This window comes from Streptomyces sp. NPDC033966, from assembly GCF_055575955.1.
On sequence record NZ_JBVIRQ010000007.1, the window covers coordinates 75,730 to 94,737 of the forward strand.

General features: G+C 70.8%; 14 protein-coding genes. 7 read left to right on the plus strand and 7 right to left on the minus strand.

The window, feature by feature from the left end:
- Nucleotides 1-107 precede the first annotated feature (107 nt).
- Both ACZ518_RS21150 and ACZ518_RS21155 read left to right on the plus strand, forming a co-directional pair.
- Nucleotides 108-1,334, plus strand: coding sequence for a thiolase family protein (locus ACZ518_RS21150; RefSeq protein ID WP_469114533.1), 1,227 nt, complete (start codon nucleotides 108-110; stop codon nucleotides 1,332-1,334).
- A complete protein-coding gene (locus ACZ518_RS21155; RefSeq protein WP_469114534.1) occupies nucleotides 1,331-3,469 on the plus strand; it encodes a 3-hydroxyacyl-CoA dehydrogenase NAD-binding domain-containing protein in 2,139 nt (712 codons plus the stop codon). Before ACZ518_RS21150 ends, ACZ518_RS21155 begins: the two co-directional genes overlap by 4 nt.
- Nucleotides 3,470-3,533: 64 nt before the next feature.
- On the opposite strand, the gene ACZ518_RS21160 is transcribed toward ACZ518_RS21155, so the two are convergent.
- Both ACZ518_RS21160 and ACZ518_RS21165 read right to left on the minus strand, forming a co-directional pair.
- Nucleotides 3,534-5,273 (minus strand): polysialyltransferase family glycosyltransferase, encoded by a 1,740-nt coding sequence (locus ACZ518_RS21160; protein WP_469114535.1) that lies wholly within the window; start codon nucleotides 5,271-5,273, stop codon nucleotides 3,534-3,536.
- Nucleotides 5,270-6,244: a glycosyltransferase family 2 protein gene (locus ACZ518_RS21165; RefSeq protein WP_469114536.1), complete on the minus strand. Its 975-nt coding sequence runs from the start codon at nucleotides 6,242-6,244 to the stop codon at nucleotides 5,270-5,272. The genes ACZ518_RS21160 and ACZ518_RS21165 overlap by 4 nt, the downstream gene beginning before the upstream one ends.
- Nucleotides 6,245-6,518: 274 nt before the next feature.
- Between ACZ518_RS21165 and ACZ518_RS21170 the strand changes: the two genes are divergently transcribed.
- From ACZ518_RS21170 to ACZ518_RS21185, 4 genes are read left to right on the plus strand one after another with little or no spacing between them, the layout of a single operon-like run.
- Nucleotides 6,519-7,796, plus strand: a complete 1,278-nt coding sequence (locus tag ACZ518_RS21170; RefSeq protein WP_469114537.1) for a DUF6716 putative glycosyltransferase — start codon at nucleotides 6,519-6,521, stop codon at nucleotides 7,794-7,796.
- 37 nt (nucleotides 7,797-7,833) lie between these two features.
- Nucleotides 7,834-8,604, plus strand: a complete 771-nt coding sequence (locus tag ACZ518_RS21175) for an acylneuraminate cytidylyltransferase family protein (RefSeq protein ID WP_469114538.1) — start codon at nucleotides 7,834-7,836, stop codon at nucleotides 8,602-8,604.
- Nucleotides 8,605-8,610: 6 nt separating this feature from the next.
- Nucleotides 8,611-9,528: an N-acetylneuraminate synthase family protein gene (locus tag ACZ518_RS21180; RefSeq protein WP_469114539.1), complete on the plus strand. Its 918-nt coding sequence runs from the start codon at nucleotides 8,611-8,613 to the stop codon at nucleotides 9,526-9,528.
- Nucleotides 9,525-10,589 carry a hypothetical protein gene (locus ACZ518_RS21185; RefSeq protein ID WP_469114540.1) on the plus strand — a complete coding sequence of 355 codons (1,065 nt, stop codon included), beginning with the start codon at nucleotides 9,525-9,527 and terminating at the stop codon, nucleotides 10,587-10,589. The genes ACZ518_RS21180 and ACZ518_RS21185 overlap by 4 nt, the downstream gene beginning before the upstream one ends.
- Here the strand turns inward: ACZ518_RS21185 and ACZ518_RS21190 are convergent.
- Nucleotides 10,563-11,690: a PLL family lectin gene (locus tag ACZ518_RS21190; RefSeq protein WP_469114541.1), complete on the minus strand. Its 1,128-nt coding sequence runs from the start codon at nucleotides 11,688-11,690 to the stop codon at nucleotides 10,563-10,565. The two genes, ACZ518_RS21185 and ACZ518_RS21190, sit on opposite strands and share 27 nt — an antisense overlap.
- A gap of 156 nt (nucleotides 11,691-11,846) precedes the next feature.
- Between ACZ518_RS21190 and ACZ518_RS21195 the strand changes: the two genes are divergently transcribed.
- Entirely contained in the window at nucleotides 11,847-12,959 is a 1,113-nt protein-coding gene (locus tag ACZ518_RS21195; RefSeq protein ID WP_469114542.1) for an LCP family protein, read from the plus strand.
- A 21-nt stretch (nucleotides 12,960-12,980) separates the two neighbouring features.
- Here ACZ518_RS21195 and ACZ518_RS21200 read toward each other — a convergent pair whose 3' ends face one another.
- From ACZ518_RS21200 to ACZ518_RS21215, 4 genes are all read right to left on the minus strand, one after another.
- The gene (locus ACZ518_RS21200; RefSeq protein ID WP_469114543.1) at nucleotides 12,981-14,477 is read right to left on the minus strand and encodes an amino acid permease; all 1,497 of its coding nucleotides are present in this window, start codon (nucleotides 14,475-14,477) and stop codon (nucleotides 12,981-12,983) included.
- 102 nt (nucleotides 14,478-14,579) lie between these two features.
- Nucleotides 14,580-16,496 carry a 1-deoxy-D-xylulose-5-phosphate synthase gene (gene dxs, locus ACZ518_RS21205; RefSeq protein WP_469114544.1) on the minus strand — a complete coding sequence of 639 codons (1,917 nt, stop codon included), beginning with the start codon at nucleotides 16,494-16,496 and terminating at the stop codon, nucleotides 14,580-14,582.
- Nucleotides 16,497-16,748: 252 nt separating this feature from the next.
- On the minus strand, nucleotides 16,749-18,041 hold the full coding sequence (locus tag ACZ518_RS21210) for a sugar ABC transporter permease (RefSeq protein ID WP_469114545.1): 1,293 nt from the start codon (nucleotides 18,039-18,041) through the stop codon (nucleotides 16,749-16,751).
- Nucleotides 18,038-18,826 (minus strand): ATP-binding cassette domain-containing protein, encoded by a 789-nt coding sequence (locus ACZ518_RS21215; RefSeq protein WP_007267176.1) that lies wholly within the window; start codon nucleotides 18,824-18,826, stop codon nucleotides 18,038-18,040. The genes ACZ518_RS21210 and ACZ518_RS21215 overlap by 4 nt, the downstream gene beginning before the upstream one ends.
- Nucleotides 18,827-19,008: the final 182 nt, after the last annotated feature.

The window sequence follows — 19,008 nt, forward strand, 5'->3', positions numbered from 1 at the left end:
ACATTGGTTACCCGCAAGTAGCATGGGCCGGGTGAGCGGGCGCTCAGCCATACCGGCCGGGCCGCCCCCGCGCAGCAGCGCCATCCCGTACCTGGAGGAGAGCCAACGTGCCTCGTACCGTCAGGGACGTCGTCTTCGTCGACGGCGTCCGCACCCCGTTCGGCAAGGCGGGCCCGAAGGGCATCTACCACGAGACCCGCGCCGACGACCTCGTCGTGAAGGCGATCCGGGAGCTGCTGCGCCGCAACCCGGACCTGGACCCCAAGAAGATCGACGAGGTCGCCATCGCCGCGACCACGCAGATCGGCGACCAGGGCCTGACGCTGGGCCGCACGGCCGGCATCCTCGCGGGCCTCCCGCAGTCCGTCCCGGGCTACTCCATCGACCGCATGTGCGCCGGCGCGCTGACCGCCGTGACCGCCGTCGCGGGCGGTGTGGCCTTCGGTGCGTACGACGTCGCCCTCGCCGGCGGTGTCGAGCACATGGGCCGCCACCCCATGGGCGAGGGCGTGGACCCGAACCCGCGCTTCGTCTCCGAGAAGCTGGTCGACGAGTCCGCCCTGTTCATGGGCATGACCGCCGAGAACCTGCACGACCGGTACCCGACGATCACCAAGCTCCGCGCCGACCAGTACGCCGTGCGCTCGCAGGAGAAGGCCGCCAAGGCGTACGCCGACGGCAAGATCCAGCAGGACCTGGTCCCGATCTCGGTGCGCAACACCAACGAGGCCGCGGGCGAGACGGGCTGGGGCCTGGTCACCACCGACGAGCCGATGCGCCCGGGCACCACGCTGGAGAACCTGGCCGGCCTGAAGACCCCGTTCCGTACGCACGGCCGGGTCACCGCGGGCAACGCCGCCGGTCTCAACGACGGTGCCACCGCCGCGATCATCGCGTCCGAGGACTTCGCCCGGGAGAACAACCTCCCGGTCAAGATGCGCCTCGTCTCGTACTCCTTCGCGGGTGTCGAGCCGGAGGTCATGGGCTACGGCCCGATCCCGGCGACCGAGAAGGCCCTGGCCCAGGCCGGCCTGACGATCGAGGACATCGGTCTCTTCGAGGTCAACGAGGCCTTCGCGGTCCAGGTCCTCGCGTTCCTGGAGCACTACGGCATCGCCGACGACGACGCCCGCGTCAACCAGTACGGCGGCGCCATCGCCTTCGGTCACCCGCTCGCCTCCTCCGGCGTGCGCCTGATGACGCAGCTGGCCCGCCAGTTCGAGGAGCAGCCGCACGTCCGCTACGGCCTGACCACCATGTGCGTCGGCTTCGGCATGGGCGCCACGGTCATCTGGGAGAACCCGCACTTCAACGCCGAGGGAGACTCCAAGTGAGCACCACCGCTGAGCTCCTGAAGGGCGCGGCCGAGCTGTTCCCGGACGAGGTCGTCACGTCCGCGCACGTCCGCCACCTGGACCTGCCGTTCGGCGCCGGGCGCTTCGCGCTCATCACGCTGGACAACGGCTTCGACCACACCAAGCCGACCACCTTCGGCCCGCAGTCGCTGGCCAACCTGAACGCGGCGATCGACCAGGTCGAGCAGGAGGCCACCGCCGGCTCCATCGTCGGCGCGGGCATCACCGGCAAGCCGTTCATCTTCGCGGTCGGCGCCGACCTCAAGGGCGTCGAGCTGCTGAAGAAGCACGACGAGGCGCTCGCCATCGGCAAGGGCGGCCACGACGTCTTCAAGCGCCTCTCCACGCTGGCCGTCCCCACCTTCGCGTACTACAACGGCGCGGCGATGGGCGGCGGTGTCGAGGTGGGTCTGCACTGCTCCTACCGCACCGTCTCGAAGGCCATCCCGGCCTTCTCGCTGCCCGAGGTCTTCCTCGGCCTGGTTCCGGGCTGGGGCGGCTGCGCCATCCTCCCGAACCTGATCGGCGCTGAGCGCGCGGTCTCGGTCATCATCGAGAACTCGCTCAACCAGAACCGCCAGCTCAAGGGCAAGCAGGTCTTCGAGCTCGGCATCGCCGACGCGATCTTCGAGGGCGCGGACTTCCTGGAGCAGTCGCTCCTGTGGACCGCGAACGTCCTGAACGGCACGACCGAGGTCGTACGCGCCGAGGTCGACCGCGGCGAGGCCTGGGACGCGGCCGTCGCCAAGGGCCGCGCCATCGCGGACTCCAAGGTGCACGGCGCCGCTCCGGCCGCCTACCGCGCCCTGGAGATCATCGCCGCGGCCAAGGACGGCGACCTCCAGGCCGGCTTCGACGCCGAGGACAAGGCCCTGGCCGACCTCATCATGGGCGGCGAGCTGCGCTCGGGCATCTACGCCTTCAACCTGGTCCAGAAGCGCGGCAAGCGCCCGGCCGGTGCCCCGGACAAGTCCCTGGCCCGTCCGGTCACCAAGGTCGGCGTCGTCGGCGCGGGCCTGATGGCCTCGCAGCTGGCGCTGCTGTTCCTGCGCCGCCTGGAGGTGCCGGTGGTCCTCACCGACATCGACCAGGAGCGCGTGGACAAGGGTGTGGGCTACGTCCACGCCGAGATCCAGAAGCTCCTCGGCAAGGGCCGCATCAACCAGGACAAGGCCAACCGCCTGACCGCCCTGGTGACCGGTGTCCTGGACAAGGCCGAGGGCTTCGCGGACGCGGACTTCATCATCGAGGCCGTGTTCGAGGAGATGTCCGTCAAGCAGAAGGTGTTCGCGGAGGTCGAGGCGGTCGCCCCGGCGCACGCGATCCTCGCCACCAACACCTCCTCGCTGTCGGTGTCGGAGATGGCCTCGAAGCTCCAGCACCCGGAGCGCGTGGTCGGCTTCCACTTCTTCAACCCGGTCGCGATCCTCCCGCTGCTGGAGATCGTCCGCGGTGAGAAGACGGACGACGCCTCGCTGGCCACGGCCTTCGGCGTCGCCAAGAAGCTGAAGAAGACCGCGGTCCTGACGAAGGACGCCCCGGCGTTCGTCGTGAACCGCATCCTGACCCGCTTCATGGGCGAGATCCAGAACGTCATCGACGAGGGCACCCCGGTGGTCACGGCGGAGAAGGCCATCGAGCCGCTCGGCCTGCCGATGTCCCCGCTGGTGCTGCTGGAGCTCGTCGGCCCGGCGATCGGCCTGCACGTCTCCGAGACGCTGAACCGTTCCTTCCCGGAGCGCTTCACCGTTTCGCCGAACCTCAAGCGCGTGGTCGAGGCCGGCAAGCGCGGCTTCTACGTCTACTCCGCCGAGAACGGCTTCAAGCCGGAGCTGGACCCCGAGGTCGCCGCCCTCCTGGTGCAGGGCGACTCCGTCCTGACCGAGGAGCAGGTCCGCGACCGCGTCCTGGACGCCGTGGCGCAGGAGATCGGCCTGATGCTGGAGGAGGGTGTCGTGGCCGAGGCCCAGGACATCGACCTCTGCCTCATCACCGGTGCGGGCTGGCCCTTCCACCTGGGCGGCATCACCCCGTACCTGGACCGTGAGGGCGTCTCGGAGCGGGTGAACGGCAAGAAGTTCCTCGCCCCGGGTGTCGCCAGCGTCCCGGCGTAACACCGAGGGCAGTACCGAGGAGGGCCCGTCCGCACCCCGTGCGGACGGGCCCTTCCGCGTACGCCTACCTGCGGCCGAGCCGGCCGGTCTTGACCAGGCGCTGAGCAGCCGGCGAGTCCGGGTTGATGCTGAGCGCCCGCTGCCCCGCCCGCAGCCGCAGGTCGTCGCCGCGCTTGCCCAGCTTGGCGGCCGTCTCCGCGATCCGCAGCCACACCATGGCGCGCCCGCTCTCGGCGGAGATCTCGGCTGCCCGCTCGATCAGGAGCCTGGCCCGGTCGGTCTCCTTGCGGCGGATGTGGGCCTGGGCCATGCCGATGAGCAGGTCGAGGTTCTCCTGTTCGGCGAGCAGTCGTGCGCCGACCTCCAGGACGCCCCGGTCGTCCTTGGCCTCGACGAGCGAGGCGAAGCCGCTCATCGAGACGTCGGTGACGGGCACCTCGTCCGGCTCGCGGCGCTCCCCGGTGCCGCGCAGGGTCCAGCCCAGGCCGCGCCGCCACTTCCAGGTGCGCGGGCCGGGCAGTTCCAGGCGGGTGCGGGTGCGCTCGTTGAAGTGCATGGACAGCTCGGGGCGGGCCTCCCACTGGTCGACGGCCGCGGCGATGTACGCCTCGGCCACCGGGCGCAGGAAGTCGAACCGCTTGGGCTGCATGCAGTAGCCGACGGCCTGGACGTACGGGGTGACCTCGGTCCGGATGTGTTCGGCGTCCAGGATCCGGTCCGCCGGGGCGGCCGTCGGATCCTCCAGGTCGGGGACCAGGGCGTGGGTGAGGGTGGCGGGTATCCGGTTGCTGTTCGCGTACGGCCGCATGCGCCGGACGACCTCCAGCGCGCCGATCTGGGCGACGGGGATCCCGTACAGGGCCCGGGCGGTGAACAGGCCGGTGGAGAAGCACCCGATCACCCGGCCGGGCCGCAGGTACTCGAAGACGGTCTCGGCGAGGACCGGGACGTCCAGCACGAGGAAGGGGACGCCGGCCTCGCGGGCGGCCCCGGCGAGGGCGTCGGAGAGGCTGGAAGGGGCGCTGGGGTGCGGTTTGAAGACGACGGAGGTGTGGCCGAGCCGTACCGCGTGCTCGAACATGCGCCGGTGCAGGTCCTCTTCCTCCTCTTCGGTGAGGATGCCGAGCGGGGAGAGGTACTGGCCGAGGAGGAGTGCGGTCTGCGGGCCCCGCTCGGCGAGCTGCCGCGGGATCACCCGGTCGAGGACCGGGCGGCACTCCTCGGTGAGCTCCGCCATCAGCTTGAGGACGGCGCCGGTGTGCACGGGCTGTGAGGGGGTCCCGTGCTCGGTGAGGAGCATGGGCAGCAGGGTGGGGACGAGGTCGAGGTAGAGGACCTGGGCGATCCGGCCGTGGATGGGGCGGGGCAGGTCGTTGCGGGTGGGGCCGTAGCTCATGACCCCGTCGGCGTACACGGTGAGGGTGGCGTCGGAGAAGATCTTGCAGAGGGTCTGGGCGGGCTTGACCTGGATCGACTCGACGACGAGTTCCAGGGGGCCGGGCCGGATGGCCATCTTCTCCCCCATGACGGTGCGCCACAGGGGGGCGTCCTCGTCGCGGGGGGCCCACAGCGCCGGGTGGAAGGGGTAGATGAGGTCGTTCCAGTAGACGACCCGGTGGAAGCGCGCGAGGACGGCGGCGGCGCCCGGCATGTGGTGCAGCGGGGTGGCGACTTCGGGGATGTCCACGTTGTTGCAGACGAGCAGGACGCGCTCGCGGTCGTCCCGGCCGAGCTGCCCGGCGTCGATGGCGGCGGCCACCGTCATGGCGCCGTAGAGGGTGGAGGCGGCGAATATCCGGGTCATCGGGCGGCGGCGCCCTGGTGCTGCGACATGAGTTCCCTGAGCTTGGTCACGCGTGCGGAGTCCATTCCCGCCAGGGTTCCTTCGAGGATGTCCTGGGGGAGGTCGAAGAGGATCTGCGCGCCGCGTTCGCGCAGCAGGTCCCGGGTGAGTTCCTCGTACTGTTCCTCGCGGCCCAGATGAATGACGATGAGCGCGCACAGGGTTCGCATGGCCTTGAACGACAGTTCATATCCGCGCGGGTGGTGGGAGAGCTCGTCGAAAATCATCCGGAAGGCCGGGAGGAAGTCCAGCTGCCGTTCGTCGGGGACCTTGGTGAGGGAAGTGGACACGTCGCGGCGGTAGAAGACGCCGTGGAGGTCGACCACTCCGAAGGACCGCATCCGCAGGTGCAGCTTGTAGAACCAGGGGCGGTCCTCGGCGGTGCGCAGGCTCTCGTCGAAGAACAGCGCGTCGGCCGCCCGCAGCCGCTCCCGGTGATAGATGCCCGCCCAGGACTGCGGGTAGTCCATGAAGGTGGAGGCGTCGACCGGGCCGATGTAGTCGGCTGGCTCCAGCGGGAGGGCCCTCGGCGCGAGCGGCGCCATGACGATCTTCCTTTTTCTCCCGTACACGCGGACGTGGCCGGTGCGCAGGAAATCCACGCCCGACTGGCTCATCCAGCCGACCAGTTGCGCGAGATATCCGGGGGCGTACCAGTCGTCGCCGTCGAGAAAGGTGAAGAAGCGGCCGCGGGCGGCGGCGAGGCCGATGTTGCGGGTGGCCGATATCCCCAGGTTCCGCTCATTGCGGATCAGGACGGCGCCGGGAATACCCGGAACCATCTCCCGCAGGATCTCTGACGTGCCGTCGACGGAGCAGTCGTCGACGACGATGAACTCGAAGTCCTCCCGGGCATTGAGCGCCAAGGACTTGAGCGCCGTCCGACAGAACTCCCGGACGTCACACATCGCGACGATTACCGAAAGGGTCACCACCGGAAGCACTCACCTTCTCCCCATTGCCCACACACGTCCGCCGAAGGCCCGCGGACGGACCGGACATCATGATAGAAGCGCCCGGAGAGGCACCCGGATGCTCCGGGTGTGACGTACAACTCCCTGGGCCGTCGAAGCCTTTTCGTGACACCTGGGACTCGGCTGAGCATGTAGGGTCTATGGGGCCCGGCGGCAGTCCCGCCCCTCGCCCGCGCCGGCCGCGGGTACGCCGACGGCAGTTGGGCTCCGCCGACCGACCGGGAATCACCAAGTGCGCATCCACGTGCTCGCAGACTCCGACACCCGCTGGAAATGGGGCGCGGGGCTGGCGGTGGGCCTGGCACCCGGCAGCGAGGTGCACGCCCACATGCTGCGCGGCCGCAGCACCCCGACGGCGCGCCAGCTGGCGGAGGTCGGCATCACCCCCGCCTCGATCACCGAGGCCACGCTCGCCGGTTTCGCGGCGGCGCCGGAACTCGACGGAGCGGATCTGATCATCCTGGGCACGGTCGGCGGCGCCACCCACGCGGCCCTGCACGCGCTCGCCCACCGGTTCGCCGGGGCGGCGCGGCGGCCGGTCCTGATGACGGGATACGTGGGCGTCGTGTACGAGAAGATGGCCGACGGGCTCCTGCTGCGGGCCGGCGCCGACATCGTGCTCGCCAACAGTCCTTTCGACCGGCGCCGTTTCACCGAGGTGTACGAGCCACTCGGAATTCCCGTTTCCTGCATAGTCCAGACGGCGCTCCCGTTCCTCGACCAAAGGCCTTACGACCCGAGCCGCACGTACGCCACCCACCCCTATACGGTGTGTTTCGCCGTCCAGCCGTCGGTGCCCGCCGACCGGAACGGCCGCCTTTACATGCTGCGCCGCGCGATATCCCACGCGCGGCTGCGCCCGGGACGCGACGTGCTGATCAAACTCCGCAGCAAGCCCGGTGAGGCGACCACTCATGTGGAGGCCTTCCATTACCAGGTGCTCGCGGAACAGCTGGAAGAACCGCTGCCGCCCAATCTGCATTTCGTCTACGGAAACATGTCGGACACCCTCGACCGCACCGACCTGCTGGTGACGGTCAGTTCCACGGCCGCGCTCGAATCGATGCACCGGGGAATGCCGACCGCGATCCTCAGCGATCTCGGAGTCCGGGAAGTCCACGGAAACCACTATTTCACCGGTTCCGGCTGCGTCACCGACTGGTCCGCGATAGACGAGGGCGACGCCCCGCTCGCGGACGAATCCTGGACGGCCGACCAGGGAATCCGCGCGGTGGATCCGTACGGGGAACTGCGCCACCGGATCGAGCAGTTGCGCGGCGCCGCGCTGCCGCCGATATCCCCGTACTACACGGCCGACAGCGCGCCCGAATACGTGGGTACGCTGCTGCGCCGGCGGGGGCTGAACCCGGACGGCTCCCCCGGCGCGGCCGCCGCCGCCCGCCGCCCGAGCGGCCCCATGCGGCGCACCTCACGCCGCGTGCTGAAGGTCGCCTACCAGTTCGGGGTCCAGCGCGTGGCCCCGAAGATCCAGCAGTGGGGCGGCGTGTGACCGCCCCCGTCGTCCCGGCACCCCAGGGGGAAGCCTCGTGAACGTCACCGCCGTCATACCCGCCCGGGGCGGCTCCAAGGGCATCCCCGGCAAGAACACCGCCGAGGTCGGCGGGGTCCCGCTCGTCGCCCGCGCGGTCCTCGCCTGCCGGGGCGCCGCCCACGTGACCCGGGTCGTGGTCTCCACCGACGACGCTGCGATCGCCCGCGCCGCCCGCGGGGCCGGCGCGGAGGTCGTCGACCGCCCGGCGGAGCTGGGCTCCGACCGGGCGTCCAGCGAGTCCGCGCTGCTGCACGCGCTGGACGTGCTGGAGGAACGTCACTCCGAGCCCGTGGACGTACTCGTCTTCGTACAGTGCACCAGCCCCTTCACCACCCCGGAGGAGGTCGAGGAGACCGTGCTGGCCGTGGTCCGCGACGGCGCCGACTCGGCCTTCACCGCCGTGCCCTTCCACGGCTTCCTCTGGGGCACCGGGCCCGCCGGGGCGGAGGCCGGCCACCACGCGCACGGGGTCAACCACGACAGCTCCGTACGCCTGCGCCGCCAGGACCGCACCCCCGAGTACCTGGAGTCGGGCGCCGTCTACGCGATGCGCGCCGACGGCTTCCGCCGGCACGGGCACCGCTTCTTCGGCCGGACCCAGCTCGTCCCCACCGCGCCCGAGCGGGCCATCGAGATCGACGAGCCCGGCGACCTCGGCCGGGCCCGGGCCCTGGCCCCCCTCCTCGACCCCCAGCAGACCCCGGCGGCCCCGTCGTCGCAGGACCCCTCGCAGGACCCCTCGCAGTACCCCGGAAAGGAACTCTGAACAGTGGTGCACAGCAGCCGAATCCGCCGTATCGGGAACAAGGAGGTCGGCCCCGGCCGCCCCACCTATGTGATCGGCGAGATCGGGATCAACCACAACGGTGAGATCGCCAACGCCCTCGCGCTGATCGACGCGGCCGCCGACGCAGGCTGTGACGCCGTCAAGTTCCAGAAGCGCACCCCCGAGATATGCACCCCGCGCGACCAGTGGGACATCGAGCGGGACACCCCCTGGGGCCGGATGACGTACATCGACTACCGCCACCGCGTGGAGTTCGGCGAGGACGAGTACCGGGCCATCGGCGAGCACTGCGCCGAGCGCGGCATCGACTGGTTCGCGTCCCCGTGGGACACCGAGGCCGTGACCTTCCTGGAGAAGTTCGACGTCCCGGCCCACAAGGTGGCCTCCGCCTCCCTGACCGACGACGAGCTGCTGCTCGCCCTGCGCGCCACCGGCAAGACGGTCATCCTGTCGACCGGCATGTCCACCCCGCAGCAGATCCGGCACGCCGTGGAGGTGCTGGGCAGCGCGAACGTCGTCCTGCTGCACGCCACCTCGACGTACCCGGCCAAGGCCGAGGAGCTCAACCTGCGCGTCATCAACACGCTCCAGGAGGAGTACCCGAACGTCCCGATCGGCTACTCCGGCCACGAGACCGGCCTCCAGACCACGGTGGCCGCCGTCGCCCTCGGCGCGTGCGCCGTGGAGCGGCACATCACCCTGGACCGCGCCATGTGGGGCTCCGACCAGGCCGCCTCCGTCGAACCGGGGGGTCTGGCCCGCCTGGTCCGCGACATCCGCACCATCGAGACCGCCCTCGGCGACGGCGTCAAGCGCGTCTACGCCTCCGAACTCGGCCCGATGAAGAAGCTCCGCCGGGTCCAGGGCACCCTCCCCGCCGAGGGCGTGACGGCCACGGCATGAGCGACACCCTCGCCCTGGTGGAGAGCCCGGCTCAACTACTGAACGTGCTGGAGTGGGCGTACGTCCACCCGGGCGAGGCAGCGTCCCTCACCATCGCCGTCCTCCAGCCGGTGGACCCGCGCTCGCGCGCGCAGGTCCGCCGGCTGTGCCGGTTCGCCTCCCAGTCCAAGGTGGTCTGGCGGCGCTACGAGGTCCGCGCGGGCTATCTGGGGCGGGCCGGGGAGCTGGTCCGCCTCGGCCGCGCGGTCGCGGCCGCCCGGCGCCTGGTGATCGGCGACCTGTTCTCCCGCACGATCCAGCTGCTGCTGCCCCGCTCCAAGGCCCGCGAGGTGGTCGTCGTGGACGACGGCACCGCCACCACCGAACTGGTCAGCCTGCTGACCTACGGCGGGCAGCTGACCCGCTGGCACCAGGGCGAGCTCAAGCCCTCCGCCAAGGGCGGCCCGGTCAACCGCTGGCTGGCCCGGGAGGAGCTGGAGCGCGCCGTCTTCTTCACCTGCATGCCGGTCGCCGCCCCGCCCGGCACCGAGGTGCGGCCCAACGACTACGCCTGGAGCCGGGCCACGTTCGGCCCGGTGCGGGTGCGGTCCGGGGCCGATCTGGCGGGCAGCTCCCTGGTGGAGACCGGGGTCGTCGACGAGGACCGGTACATCGACGCGGTCGGCTGGATCGCCCGCCACCGGGCGGCCGGCCGCTACTTCGCGCACCGCAGGGAGAGCGGGACCAAGCTGGAGCGGATCGCCGCGCTCACCGGCATGGAGATCGTCCAGCCCGAGCTGCCCCTCGAACTGACCGCGCTCACCGAGCCCATCGGCCAGTCCCTGCTGACCTTCGCGTCCACCATCGCCTACACCCTGCCCATCGTGCTGGGCGGCTCGCCCGTGCGGGTGGAGCTGTGCGACATCGACGACGCCTGGATCACCCCGGACACCGCGGAACGGTCGGTGGACTTCCTGCGGCGGATATCGGCACTGGCGGTGGACCGGCACAAGCTGACGAGGATCCCGCCGCAGGGGCGGCGGCGAGCCGAGCCGTCAGAGGCGCTGCCAGCGGCCCAGTGACAGGCCGGAGTTGTCCTTCTGCCGGCTGACCAGCAGTTCACCGCGGGCGCTGACACAGGCGATGACGACCAGGCCCCGGGCGTCGACGGCGAGCGCCGGGGAGCCCGGTCCCTCCTCGCCGATCTCGGTCCACCAGAGCCCCGCCGCCTCGTGTTCCGTGGGGTACGCGGCGAGCGCGGTGCGCCCGTTCACGCCCCGGTGTGCCAGCACCGTGCAGTCGTAGCCGTCGACCAGCGCGCGGACGGCCGCGACCGCGCCGACCGCCGGTCCGCCGCCGAGGGCCAGCACCCCGGCGCCCTCCCGGCAGGCGAACACCCCGCTCCCGTCGGCCGCGTGCCAGAAGTGGGTGACGCGGCCCGGTGCCGTCTCCAGCGTGCGCACCGAGCCGTCCTGGGCGAGGTACGGGACGTCCTGGGCCCGCTCCATCGGGCCGCCGGGGGTGCCCTGGGTCCAGCGGGAGAGCCCCTTCTCGCCGGGTGCGGCCAGCCAGACCCGGCCGTCGGCGGCCGAGTCGGCGCCGAGGCCCTCGAAGGCCTTGCTGCCCCGCAGGTCCTCCCAGGCCTGCCAGCCGCCCTTGCTGTCCTGACGCCTGACGTGGACTCCGCGACCCGCGTTGCGGACGAAGAGGTGGGGCGCGCCCTGGGCGTCCACCGCCAGGGCGGGCGGGCCGCCGCGGTGCGACATCCCGGGCCGCTGGTAGAGGGAGCCGAGGGATTCCCAGGGCCCCATCGGGCGGCCGCTCTGGTACTGCACCGCGTGGTGGTAGGTGACCGTCTCGGCGTCCCCGGTCCCGGTGCGGCGCCGGCCCGCGAAGTGGACGTACCCGTCCGGGCCCTGGCCCACCACGAGGTCGGTGAGCCCGTCGGCGGGGAGGAGGTCGGGGCCGCTCCAGCCGGGGCCGCCGGGGGCGCTCTCGGTCCAGCGGAGCAGACCGCCCTCGGCGCGCGCGTAGGCGGTGAGCCGGCCGTCCTTGCCGGCGAGGAGCCAACGGCCGGTCAGGGGGCCCAGCGCCGCGGTGTTCCGGTCGGGCGCGGTGGCCCCGACGGCTCCGGAGGGCTGCTCGGGGGATCTGTTCGAACCGCGCCGGGATCGCGTCGCCATGAAACCGCAGCAACCCTTCCGCTTCGCCGTTCGAACAGAATCAGGATACCCCGGGGCTCCCGGGCGGCCCCCTGCGTCTATGTTGTAGCCCGCGAGATCCCCCCGAGATCCCCACCGGATCTCCCGCCACCCGTTCGGAAGGACCGGTTCCCGGGCATGACTTCAGACTCCACCGCCACCGCGCGGCCTCCTCGTTCGCGCGCCTCCCGGATCCGGCGGGGGCTCGCCTGGACGGCGGCCGTGGTGGTCCTCGGCGCGGCGGGGTCCGGCTGGTGGGTCTACGGCCACCTCAGCGGGAACATCGACAGCGTGGACCTGGACCAGGCCATCGGCACGGACAACCGGCCGCCGAAGGTGGCCGGGAACGCGCAGAACGTCCTGGTCCTCGGCTCCGACTCCCGGGCGGGGGCCAACGGCGACCTCGACCACGGCGACGTCAGCGGGGCCCGCTCCGACACCGCGATGCTGGTGCACATACCCCGTCCTGGCGCCGCCCGGGCCAGGGCCACCGCGGTGAGCATCCCGCGCGACACCCTGATCACCCGGCCCGAGTGCAAGGACGAGGACGGCAGGACCGTCCCCGAGGCGGGCCGGGTCATGTTCAACTCCGTCTACTCGCTGGCCGGTCCGGCCTGCGTGGTCAAGACGGTGGAGCAGCTGTCCGGGATCCGCGTGGACCACTTCGTCGAGGTGGACTTCGCCGGCTTCAAGGGCCTCGTCGACGCCCTCGGCGGGGTCACCGTCACCCTCGACAAGCCGATGACCGGCGCGAAGGGCGGCCTCAAGCTGGACGCGGGGACACACCGGCTGAACGGCACCGACTCGCTGAAGTTCGTACGCACCCGCTACGGCTACGGCGACGGCAGCGACCTCGGGCGCATAGGCCTCCAGCAGCAGTTCATGCTCGCGATGCTGTCCGAGATCAAGAAGCAGGACGCCCTGGGGAATCCGGCGCGGCTCTACAAGCTCGCCGACGCCGGCACCAAGTCGCTGACCACCGACTCCGACCTGGCCTCGCTCACCGCGCTGTCCGACTTCGCGCGGAGCATGCAGGGCGTGGACCCGGCCACCATGGAGACCATCATGCTGCCGGTGGCCTACGACAAGGTGGACCCGAACCGGGTCGTGGTCGCACAGGAGCGGGCCTCCCAGCTGTGGGAGGCCCTGCGCAACGACCAGAAGGTCCCCGCCTCGGCGAAGGACTCCCCCGCCAAGGGCGGCGGCCCGGGCGCCAAGTCCGCGGCGCCCGGGCCGTCCCCGTCGTCCTGATGTCCTGATGTCCTGGTACTGCTAGTACTCCGCTTCCTTGCCGGCCTGGGCGAGGCGGCTCTTGCGCTTGCCGTACAGGAAGTAGACGACGAAGCCGACCACCATCCAGATCCCGAAGCGCAGCCAGGTCTCGGCCGGCAGGTTGAGCATCAGCCAGAGCGAGGCCGCCATCGACAGGATCGGGATCACCGGCACCCACGGGGTGCGGAAGGACCGGTGCAGGTCGGGGCGGGTCTTGCGCAGGACGATCACGCCGAGCGCCACGATGACGAAGGCGAACAGGGTGCCGATGTTGACCAGTTCCGCGAGCTTCGCCAGGCTGGTGAACCCCGCGATGACCGCGATGATCCCGCCGAGGAGCAGCGTGGCCCGGTAGGGGGTGCGGTACTTGGGGTGGGTGACGGAGAAGACGCGCGGCAGCAGTCCGTCACGGCTCATCGCGAAGAACACGCGGGTCTGGCCCAGCAGCAGGATCATGCTGACCGTGATCAGGCCGACGGCCGCCCCGAGGCTGATGGCACCGGAGAAGAACGGCTGGTTCACCGACTTGAAGGCCTCGGCGAGCGGGGCGGTCGGCGACATCTCCGCGTAGTACTGCATGCCGGTGACCACGATGGTCACGGCGACGTAGAGCAGCGTGCAGATGAGCAGCGAGCCGAGGATGCCGCGCGGCATGTCCCGTTGCGGGTTCTTGGTCTCCTCGGCCGCGGTGGCCACGACGTCGAAGCCGATGAAGGCGAAGAAGACCAGGGAGGCGGCGGTGAAGATGCCCATGATGCCGAAGTTGGTGGGCTCGTACCCGAACAGCAGCTGGACCAGTGGTGCCGTCCAGCCGCTTCCGCCCTCCTGCGGCTTCGCCGGGGGGATGAACGGCGAGTAGTTGTCGGCCTTGATGAAGAACAGGCCCGCGATGATGACCAGCAGCACCACGGTGACCTTGATGGCCACGACGACCGCGGTGATGCGCGCCGACAGCTTCGTGCCGACGACGAGTACCGCGGTGAGGACGAGGACCAGCAGGAAGGCCATCAGGTCGAAACTGCCGCCCGCGTCGGGTCCGGACAGCGCGACGGGCATGTCCCAGCCGAGGTTCGTGTGCATGAGGTGGCGTACGTACCCGGACCAGCCGACCGCCACGACGGCCGTGCCGAGCGCGAATTCGAGGACCAGGTCCCAGCCGATGATCCAGGCCGGCAGCTCGCCGATCGAGGCGTACGCGAAGGTGTAGGCCGATCCGGCCACCGGGACGGTGGACGCGAACTCGGCGTAGCAGAGGGCCGCGAGGGCGCAGACGACGCCCGACACCACGAAGGAGAGCGCGGTGGCGGGGCCGGCGTTGTTGCGGGCCGCGATGCCTGTGAGGACGAAGATGCCGGTACCGATGATGACACCGACACCGAAGACCGTCAGGTCCCAGGCGGAGAGCGATTTTCGGAGCGCGTGCTCCGGTTCCTCCGTGTCACGGATGGACTGTTCCACCGTCTTGGTGCGGAACGGGCTGTTCTGATCCGTGCTCACCGACGCACCTCCCAAGAAGTACGCGAACGGGCCGGGAGGCCCACCCTTCAAGGGTGATCTCCCGGCCCGTGACGTGCAACCGCGCGATCCGGCCTGTTCCGGCTAGTCGACGGCGGCGGCGGGCTCGTTCTCGAAGCGGCCGTCCAGCTTGGCGACGAGACCGGTGACCTGGCGGGCGATGTCCGGGGCGGTCAGGCCGATCTCGGCCATGATCTCCTTGCGCTGCGCGTGGTCGAGGAAGCGCTGCGGGATGCCGAAGTCACGCAGGGGTACGTCGACGCCCGCGTCGCGCAGGGCCTGCGAGACGGCGGCGCCCACACCGCCGGTGCGGCCGTTGTCCTCGACGGTGACGACGACCCGGTGCCGGTCGGCGAGCGGGGCCAGGGCCTCGTCCACGGGCTTGACCCAGCGGGGGTCCACCACGGTCGTGGAGATGCCCTGCTTGTCGAGCAGGCCGGCGATCTCCAGGCACATCGGCGCGAGCGCGCCGACGGAGACGAGGAGTACGTCCGGCCGGGTGACCTCGGGGGCCGGCTCGCGCAGGACGTCCATGCCGCCGATGCGGCCGACGGCCGGGACCGCCGGGCCGACGACGCCCTTGGAGTAGCGCACGACGGTCGGGGCGTCCTTGACCTCGACGGCCTCGCGCAGCTGGGCGCGCAGCTGCTCGGCGTCGCGCGGGGCCGCCAGGCGCAGGCCGGGTACGACCTGGAGGATGGACATGTCCCACATGCCGTTGTGGGAGGCGCCGTCGTCACCGGTGACGCCCGCGCGGTCCAGGACGAAGGTGACCCCGCACTTGTGCAGGGCCACGTCCATGAGGACCTGGTCGAAGGCTCGGTTGAGGAAGGTGGCGTAGACCGCGAAGACGGGGTGGACGCCGCCGGTGGCGAGGCCGGCGGCCGAGGTGGCGCCGTGCTGCTCGGCGATGCCGACGTCGTAGATGCGGTCCGGGAAGGCCTCGGCGAACTTGTTCAGGCCGACCGGGTGGAGCATGGCGGCGGTGATGCCGACGATGTCCTCGCGCTCGTGGCCGAGCTTGACCATCTCGTCGGCGAAGACGGAGGTCCAGCTGGCCGCGGCGGTCTTGACCGGGAGGCCGGTGTCGGGGTGGATCACGCCGACCGCGTGGAAGCGGTCCGCCTCGTGCTCCAGGGCCGGGGTGTAGCCGCGGCCCTTCTGGGTGAGGCAGTGCACGATGACCGGGCCGCTGAAGCGCTTGGCGCGCTGGAGCGCGGACTCCAGGGCCTCGATGTCGTGGCCGTCGATGGGGCCGATGTACTTCAGGCCCAGGTCCTCGAACATGCCCTGGGGGGCGATGAAGTCCTTGAGGCCCTTCTTGGCGCCGTGCAGGGTCTCGAAGAGCGGCTTCCCGACGACGGGGGTGCGCTCCAGGATCTCCTTGCCGCGGGCCAGGAAGCGCTCGTAGCCGTCCGTGGTGCGCAGGGTGGCCAGGTGGTTCGCGAGGCCGCCGATGGTGGGGCCGTACGAGCGCTCGTTGTCGTTGACGACGATGACGAGCGGGCGGTCCTTGGCGGCGGCGATGTTGTTCAGCGCCTCCCAGGCCATGCCGCCGGTGAGCGCGCCGTCGCCGATGACGGCGGCGACGTGGTGGTCCTCGCGGCCCAGCACCTCGTTGGCCTTGGCGAGGCCGTCGGCCCAGCCCAGCACCGTGGAGGCGTGCGAGTTCTCGATCACGTCGTGGTCGGACTCGGCGCGCGAGGGGTAGCCGGACAGGCCGCCCTTGGCGCGCAGGTCCGAGAAGTCCTGGCGCCCGGTGAGCAGCTTGTGGACGTAGGCCTGGTGGCCGGTGTCGAAGAGGACCTTGTCCTTGGGCGATTCGAAGACCCGGTGCAGGGCGATCGTCAGTTCGACCACGCCGAGGTTGGGGCCGAGGTGCCCGCCGGTCTTGGAGACGGCGTCGACGAGGAAGGACCTGATCTCTGCCGCGAGCTGGTTGAGCTCCTCCTGGCTGAGCCGGTCCAGATCGCGCGGTCCCTTGATGCGGGTCAGCAGCACCCGTGCCTCCTTGCAGTTGCTTGCTGGTCTGTCGAGTCTAATGTTCCGCTCGCGAGGGCGGTCATCGGGCGGTACCCGGCGGGTCACACCTTTGTCATACCTGTACACCTCGTCGCGAAATCACACATCCCAAACGGGCGTATACCTGCACACCCGTACGCACACGTGTACGCACGGGTGCCCGGTGCCACACAGAGTGGCACCGGGCACTGTGACGGGTCTTACCGCCTGGGATCGGCCCAGGCCGCGCGGTCAGGCGCGGCCGGCCGACTTCTGGGTCTTGCGGGTCACCGAGTCGATGACCACCGTGGCCAGCAGTACGGCACCGGTGATCATGTACTGGATCGGAGTCGCGATCCCCTCCAGGGCCAGACCGTACTGGATGCTGGTGATGACCATCACGCCGAGGAGGGCGTTCCAGGTCCGGCCGCGGCCGCCGAAGAGGCTGGTGCCGCCGATGACGGCCGCCGCGATCACGTTCATCAGCAGGTCGCCGGCGCCGGCGCTCTGGTTGGCCGCCGCGATCTTGGAGGCCCAGAAGAGGCCGCCGACGGCCGCGAAGGTGCCCGCGATCGCGAAGACCGCGATGCGGATCCCGTTGACGTTGATGCCCGCGCGGCGGGAGGCCTCGACGCTGCCGCCGAGGGCGAAGACGTTGCGGCCGAAGGTGGTGCGGCGCAGGACGAAGTCCGTGCCGACCAGGGCCACCACGAAGATCACCAGAGCCAGGGGCAGGCCCTTGTACTGGTTGAACACGACGGCCGGGCCGAAGGTGAAGACCGCCAGCAGGCCGGTGCGCAGCAGGATCTCGCTGAGCGGCCGCGAGGGGACCCCGGCGGCCTCCCGGCGGCGGTTGTCGTAGTAGGTGGCGAGGAAGTACGCCACCGTGGCGACCGCCGCGAGGCCGTAGCCGGCGGCCACGTCCGAGAAGTAGTACGTGGTGAGCTGTCCGACCACGCCCTCGGAGTCGAGGTTGATGGTGCCGTTGCTGCCCAGGATCTGGAGCATCGCGCCGGACCAGAACAGCAGGCCGGACAGGGTGACGGCGAAGGCGGGGGCGCCGATCTTGGCGAAGAAGAAGCCGTGGATCGCGCCGATCAGGGCCCCGCCGCCGACGGCGGCGAGGATCGCGACCCACTCGTTGACGCCGTGGGTGACGGCGAGGACGGCGACGATCGCGCCCGAGACGCCGCTGACCGAGCCGACCGAGAGGTCGATCTCGCCGAGCAGCAGGACGAAGATGATGCCGACGGCCATCATGCCGGTGGCGACCATGGTGATCGCGATGTTGGAGAGGTTCTCCGGGGAGAGGAAGTTCGAGTTCAGCCCCTGGAAGATGCTCCAGATGATGATCAGGCCGAGGACGACGGGGATCGAGCCCAGGTCGCCGGCCTTCATCTTGCGGCCGAACTCGCTCAGGTAGCCGGACAGCCCCTGCTCGCGCACGAGCAGGCGGGGGTCCACCACCGGAATGGCGTCCGCCGGGGCGGCGGGGTTGGCCAGCTTGGCCACCTCTTCCGCCGCGGTGTGGTGTTCGGTGCTCACTTGCGGGCCTCCCCGGTGCGGGCCGCCCGGCGGGTCACGGCGTTGTCCGTGGCCCCGGTGATGGCGGAGATGATCTCTTCCTGCGAGGTGTCGGCGACGTTGAAGACGCCGTTGTTGCGGCCCAGCCGCAGCACCGCCACCTTGTCGGCGACGGCCTTCACGTCGGCCATGTTGTGGCTGATGAGGATGACGGCGTGGCCGCGCTCGCGCAGCCGCTCCACGAGGTCGAGCACCTGTGCGGTCTGCTCGACGCCGAGGGCCGCGGTGGGCTCGTCGAGGATGACGAGCTTGGGCTCGCCCAGCATCGAGCGGGCGATCGCGACGGTCTGGCGCTGGCCGCCGGAGAGCGAGGCGATGGGGATCCGGACACTGGGGATCCGGATGGACAGGGTGGTCAGGAGCTCGCGGGCGCGGCGCTCCATCTCCACCTCGTCGAGGACGCCGAAGCGCTTGAGCTCGCGCCCGAGGAAGAGGTTGCCGACGACGTCGATGTTGTCGCACAGCGCGAGGTCCTGGTAGACGGTCGCGATGCCGAGGTTCTGGGCGTCGTGGGGCTTGCCGATGGAGACCGGGCGGCCCTCCCACTCGATGACTCCGTCATCGATGGGGTGCACGCCGGCGATCGTCTTGACCAGCGTGGACTTGCCGGCGCCGTTGTCGCCGACGAGGGCGACCACCTCACCGGAGTGGATCTCGAGTTCTACGTCGGTCAGGGCCTGGACGGCGCCGAACCGCTTCGAGACCCCTCGCAACGCCAGCACGGGCGCAGCGGACACATGAACCATCTCCTTCGCCGCCTGACCGGCGGGGATGTCGTGCAAAAGAGCAGGAGCGGGGCGGATGGGATAGGACGAGCGAAAGGTGAATCGTTTCTGCCCGGCGCCCCGCGGTTGGCGGGGTATGAGGGGCGGGGCACCGGGCAGGGCGGGAGGGTCGCCGCGCCGCGAGGGGGCGGCGGCGACGGGGC